Annotated in this window: 3 protein-coding genes and 2 pseudogenes; all 5 read left to right on the forward strand. The window is 68.4% G+C overall.

Translation table 11 applies throughout. From position 1 onward, the window contains the following. Positions 1–195: pseudogene (locus IA22_RS0133445) on the forward strand (ATP-binding protein); the annotation flags it as partial. A gap of 349 nt (positions 196–544) precedes the next feature. Then, the gene (locus IA22_RS0133450) at positions 545–3,754 is read left to right on the forward strand and encodes a sensor histidine kinase (protein WP_030125846.1); all 3,210 of its coding nucleotides are present in this window, start codon (positions 545–547) and stop codon (positions 3,752–3,754) included. 10 nt (positions 3,755–3,764) lie between these two features. Then, the gene (locus IA22_RS0133455) at positions 3,765–4,178 is read left to right on the forward strand and encodes a roadblock/LC7 domain-containing protein (protein ID WP_030125847.1); all 414 of its coding nucleotides are present in this window, start codon (positions 3,765–3,767) and stop codon (positions 4,176–4,178) included. Between the two features lie 89 nt (positions 4,179–4,267). Then, positions 4,268–4,942: a DUF742 domain-containing protein gene (locus IA22_RS0133460; protein WP_030125848.1), complete on the forward strand. Its 675-nt coding sequence runs from the start codon at positions 4,268–4,270 to the stop codon at positions 4,940–4,942. Beyond that, positions 4,923–5,049: pseudogene (locus tag IA22_RS35985) on the forward strand (ATP/GTP-binding protein); the annotation flags it as partial. The gene IA22_RS0133460 and the pseudogene IA22_RS35985, both read left to right, overlap by 20 nt.

Genomic DNA, 5,049 nt, shown 5'->3' on the forward strand with positions numbered 1-5,049 from the left:
AACAGCGGCCTCCCGTTCGTCATCGCCCTCAACGGCTTCGACGGACACCAGCCCTACACACCCGACGAAGTACGCGAAGCACTCCAGATCGGCCCGGACGCCCCGATCATCACGACGGACGCCCGCCACCGCGCGGACGCCAAGAGTGGCTTGATCACCCTGGTCGAGCACGCACTGATGGCCCGGCTGAAGTAGCCGCAAGTCGGGAGCGATCTACGGAAGTTGCTGTAGTCACACGGGGGCGGGCTGTGTCGTTTGACACGCCCCGCCCCCGCGTTCATAACATTTCGACAGTGAAATGAAGCCCTGCCGACACCCCACGCACACGGTCCGTACCGCTGCGCTCATGCGAGCCTCGCCTTTTGGCGGGGCTCGTTCTTTATGCCCGTTTTATCTGCGGTCGGCCGCACTCGGAATCACTCATTCCGACTGTTTGGAACGCGACCGGTCCGCGTGCTGCAATGCCTCGAACTACCGAGCAGTACGGCCCCTGAACGATAATCCGGCACAACGTAGGTGCCGACGCCGAGAGGTTGTTGGTCGAGTGAGGCGAAGCAACGAGGGCTCCGCGGCGCAGCCGGAGCGGGGCAATTTCACGCCACCGCCGCGTGCTGCGGTGTCCCCGCCTGCGGACACGTCGTCCGAGGCGGACCCGGCAGGCGGCAGCACGAGTCGGCTGTCGCCCCGGAACTGGCGTGTGCCCACCCGTCTGAACGCCATTCTCCTGATTCCGGCCCTCGTCGGCCTGGTCATGGGCGGCTTCCAGGTGAAGGGGTCGGTCGACACCTGGAACGAGGCCCAGGACGCGGAGAAGACGGCCCTGGTCGTCCGGGCCGCCGCGGAGTACGGACAGGCGCTGCTGAACGAGCGTGACCTCACCGCTCAGCCCCTGCTGTCGAACGAGCGCACCGCCGCCGAGGTGGAGAAGGTGCGTGCCACGACGGACAGCGCCGCGCAGAAGTTCGACGCGGCCGTGAAGAACATGCCGGACAAGGCCGGGCTCCACCGCCGCCTGAAGCTGTTCGAGGTCGAGGAGCCGCTGCTCCCCGAGCTGCGCAAGGCCGCCTACGCCGAGGCCATGGACCCGGTGAAGACGGAGGAGGGCTACACCAAGGTCCAGCACTCGCTGATGGAGTTCTCCAACGAGCTCGGCCTGGGTACCGGCAACATCACCAGCTACGGCCGTACCGTGTACGCGATCGAGCTGGCCAAGGCCGCAGAATCGCTTCAGCGCTCGATCGGCATGCACCTGCTGGTGCGTCCGAGCCAGGAGGAGCGCAAGTTCAACGGCCAGGTCACCGCGTTCAGCTCGTACAACTACCTGGAGCAGATCGCCCTCGGTGAGTTCGTCTCCGGTGGTACGGAGGCCGACGCGGCCCGGCTGAAGGAAGTCATGGCCGGCAAGGCCGCCGAGGGGGCCGAGCAGCTGAAGGCCGCCGCCGCAGAGGCCAAGGCGGCCGGCAAGCCCTTCGTGGCGCCCCCGAGCATCGACGGTTCGGTCTTCGACGGCATGGCCCAGCAGATAGGCCAGGGCAGGACGCCCGAGGAGCTGAAGGCCAAGGGCATCACCCCCGAGACCTGGATGGCCGCGTCCACCGCGAAGTTCGACGGCTACACCACGGTCGAGAACGAGCTCGTCGAAAAGGCCGTGACCGAGGCGGCGGAGATCTCGGCCGACGCCCGCAACGACGCCATCCTGAACGCCGCGATCGTGATCGTCGCGCTGCTGGCGGCCTTCATCATCGCCGGTCTCATGGCCCGCCAGATGAGCCGCTCGATGCGTCAGCTGCGTACGGCCGCCTTCGGCATCGCCGAGCAGCGGCTGCCGATGCTGGTCGACCAGCTGTCGCGGACCGAGCCCGGCCGGGTGGACACCCGGGTGCAGCCGATCCCGATCAACAGCCAGGACGAGATCGGCGAGGTCGCCCGCGCCTTCGACCAGGTGCACCGCGAAGCCGTCCGGCTCGCCGCCGAGCAGGCCATGCTCCGGGGCAACGTCAACGCGATCTTCACCAACCTGTCGCGCCGCAACCAGTCGCTCATCGAGGGCCAGCTGACCCTCATCACCGACCTGGAGAACAACGAGGCCGACCCGGACCAGCTGGAGAGCCTCTTCAAGCTGGACCACCTGGCCACGCGTATGCGCCGTAACGGCGAGAACCTCCTCGTCCTCGCGGGTGAGGAGCCCGGCCGCCGCTGGAACCAGCCGGTTCCGCTGGTCGACGTGCTGCGTGCCGCCTCCTCCGAGGTGGAGTCCTACGAGCGCATCGAGCTCACCGGTGTGCCGGAGAGCGAGATCCACGGCCAGGCCGTGACCGACCTCGTGCACCTGCTGGCCGAGCTGCTGGAGAACGCCACCACCTTCTCCTCGCCGCAGACCAAGGTCAGGGTCACCGCGACCCGGCTCCCCGACGGCCGCGTCATGGTCGAGATCCACGACAAGGGCATCGGCCTCACCGCCGAGGACTTCGCGGACATCAACCACAAGCTGGCCAACCCGCCGACCGTGGACGCCGCGGTGTCCCAGCGGATGGGTCTGTTCGTGGTCGGCAGGCTGGCCGACCGGCACGGCATCCGCGTCCAGCTGCGCCCCTCGGGCGAACAGGCGGGGACCACGTCCCTGGTCATGCTGCCGGACGCCATCACCCACGGTGGCGGTGGCGAGGCGTCGCAGGACGGTGACTTCACCGTCTCCTCGATCATGCCCGAGCAGCAGCAGCCGCAGGCGTTCGACCCGATGCCGCAGCCCCTTCCGATGCGCACGGCGGCGGAGCTCGGCTTCGACGACTCCCGCTACGAGACCCCGGCGGCGGACTCCCCGCAGCTGGACCCGGTCAACCGTTCGCTGATGCGTGAGGAACGCCGTGCGGCGCTGGAGGCCCAGACGGGCGGCGAGCACCAGCCCTTCCACCAGAAGAACGGCACCGGCCAGCGCGAGGAGTACTCCCCCCAGGAGCAGTACGGCCAGGAGCAGTACGGCCAGGCGCCGTACACGCCCGAGCAGTACGCCCAGGAGCAGCAGCAGGAGTACGCACAGCCCGGCTACGAGGGCGGCTACGACCCGTACGCGGGCAACGGCTTCCAGGAGACGCAGCAGAACTCCTTTGCGGAATCCGGATACTCCCCTGCGGACGGCCGGCAGGAGCAGTACGCCGACCAGTTCACTCCGCAGGACGGTCCCTCCCACCAGGGTGACTGGTCGGACCAGGGTTCGTATCAGGGGGCGTTCGATCCCCTGACACAGCCCGAAGCGGAATCTGCGCCGAGCACTCCCGCCGAGACGCAGGACCACGTAGGCTTCGACCGCCCGGGGCCCACGCCGAACCCTGGTCACGACCTGACCGAGGCGGGTCTCCCCCGTCGTGGCGGGCAGCAGCACTGGCAGCCCACCGGCCGCGGAAACGATCAGCCGGCCCCGCCGGAGCAGCGGCAGCGGCCGGTGCCGGAGCGGCCGCAGGAGCCTTCCGACGGGGACGCCCCCGAGGACTGGCGCTCGGCGAACGACGAGCGCTGGGAGCGGGCCGAGAAGCTCCGGGACCCGAAGGCGGGCGGGATCACTCCGTCCGGTCTCCCCCGGCGCGTGCCCAAGGCCAACCTGGTCGAGGGCACGGCGGAGCAGACCCAGCAGGGCGGCCCACAGGTCTCCCGCGCCCCTGAGGACGTGCGGGGCAGGTTGAGCAACCTGCGCCGTGGGGTCCTGAGGGGACGTACCGCGGGGTCGGACACAAGTAATACCTACAACCAGGAGCGTTAGTGTGAGCCCGATGAGCCAGGCGGCGCAGAATCTCAACTGGTTGATCACCAACTTCGTGGACAACACCCCAGGGGTGTCCCACACGGTGGTGGTCTCCGCCGACGGACTCCTGCTGGCGATGTCCGAAGGATTCCCACGTGACCGTGCCGATCAGCTGGCGGCCGTCGCCTCCGGGCTGACCTCGCTCACCGCGGGTGCTTCACGGATCTTCGAGGGTGGCGCCGTGAATCAGACCGTTGTGGAGATGGAGAGGGGATTCCTCTTCCTCATGTCCATCTCCGACGGATCTTCGCTCGCCGTTCTCGCCCACCCGGACGCCGACATCGGCCTGGTTGGGTACGAAATGGCACTTCTCGTGGATCGTGCAGGAAGTGTCCTCACCCCGGATCTCCGCGCCGAACTCCAGGGAAGTCTTCTTAACTAATAGACAGACAGTGCGTTTCTCGTCACCGCGCCATAAGGTGCGGTGTCGCGGCACCACTGGGATGGCGACCGGCAGTCGGAGGAGGAAACGTGGCAGCACCCACAGGCGGACACCCGTACGAGGGCGGTCAGCGGGTTCCGGGTGAGCAGGGCGAGAGCCATTTCGAGACCTCCTCCATGCACGGCAGACAGGGCCCGCAAGAGCCTTACCAGCCGTATCAGCAGCCGTATCAGCCGTACCAGCAGCCTCAACAGGGCACGCAGGGCGGCGACTGGCAGCACCAGGACTCCGGGTGGCCGCAGCAGCAGCCTCCGTACCAGCAGCAGCGGCACGAGCAGCAGCCGCCGCAGCGGTACGAGGCACCGCCGTCGCGCATCCAGCCCGTCCAGCGCCAGGCCCCGGCGCCCGCCAAGCCCGCGGCACACAACCCGCTGGTGCGCCCGTACGCCATGACCGGCGGACGGACCCGGCCGCGTTACCAGCTCGCCATCGAGGCGCTGGTCAGCACCACGGCCGATCCTGCCAGGCTGCAAGGGCAGTTGCCCGAGCACCAGCGGATCTGCCGGCTCTGCATCGAGATCAAGTCGGTGGCCGAGGTGTCGGCCCTCCTCTCGATCCCGCTCGGCGTTGCCCGGATCCTCGTCGCCGACCTGGCGGAGGCCGGACTCGTCGCTATCCATCAGCCCGGCGGCGACGAGGCCGCCGGCGGCCAACCAGATGTGACACTGCTCGAAAGGGTGCTCAGTGGACTTCGCAAGCTCTAGCGGCGGAGCGGCCCGCTCCACCACCTCGGCGAAGATCGTGGTGGCAGGGGGCTTCGGCGTGGGTAAGACCACGTTTGTCGGTGCCGTTTCGGAGATCAATCCGCTGC

Origin of the sequence: Kitasatospora papulosa (genome assembly GCF_000717245.1) — a bacterium.
In the GTDB taxonomy this organism is placed as follows: domain Bacteria; phylum Actinomycetota; class Actinomycetes; order Streptomycetales; family Streptomycetaceae; genus Streptomyces; species Streptomyces papulosus.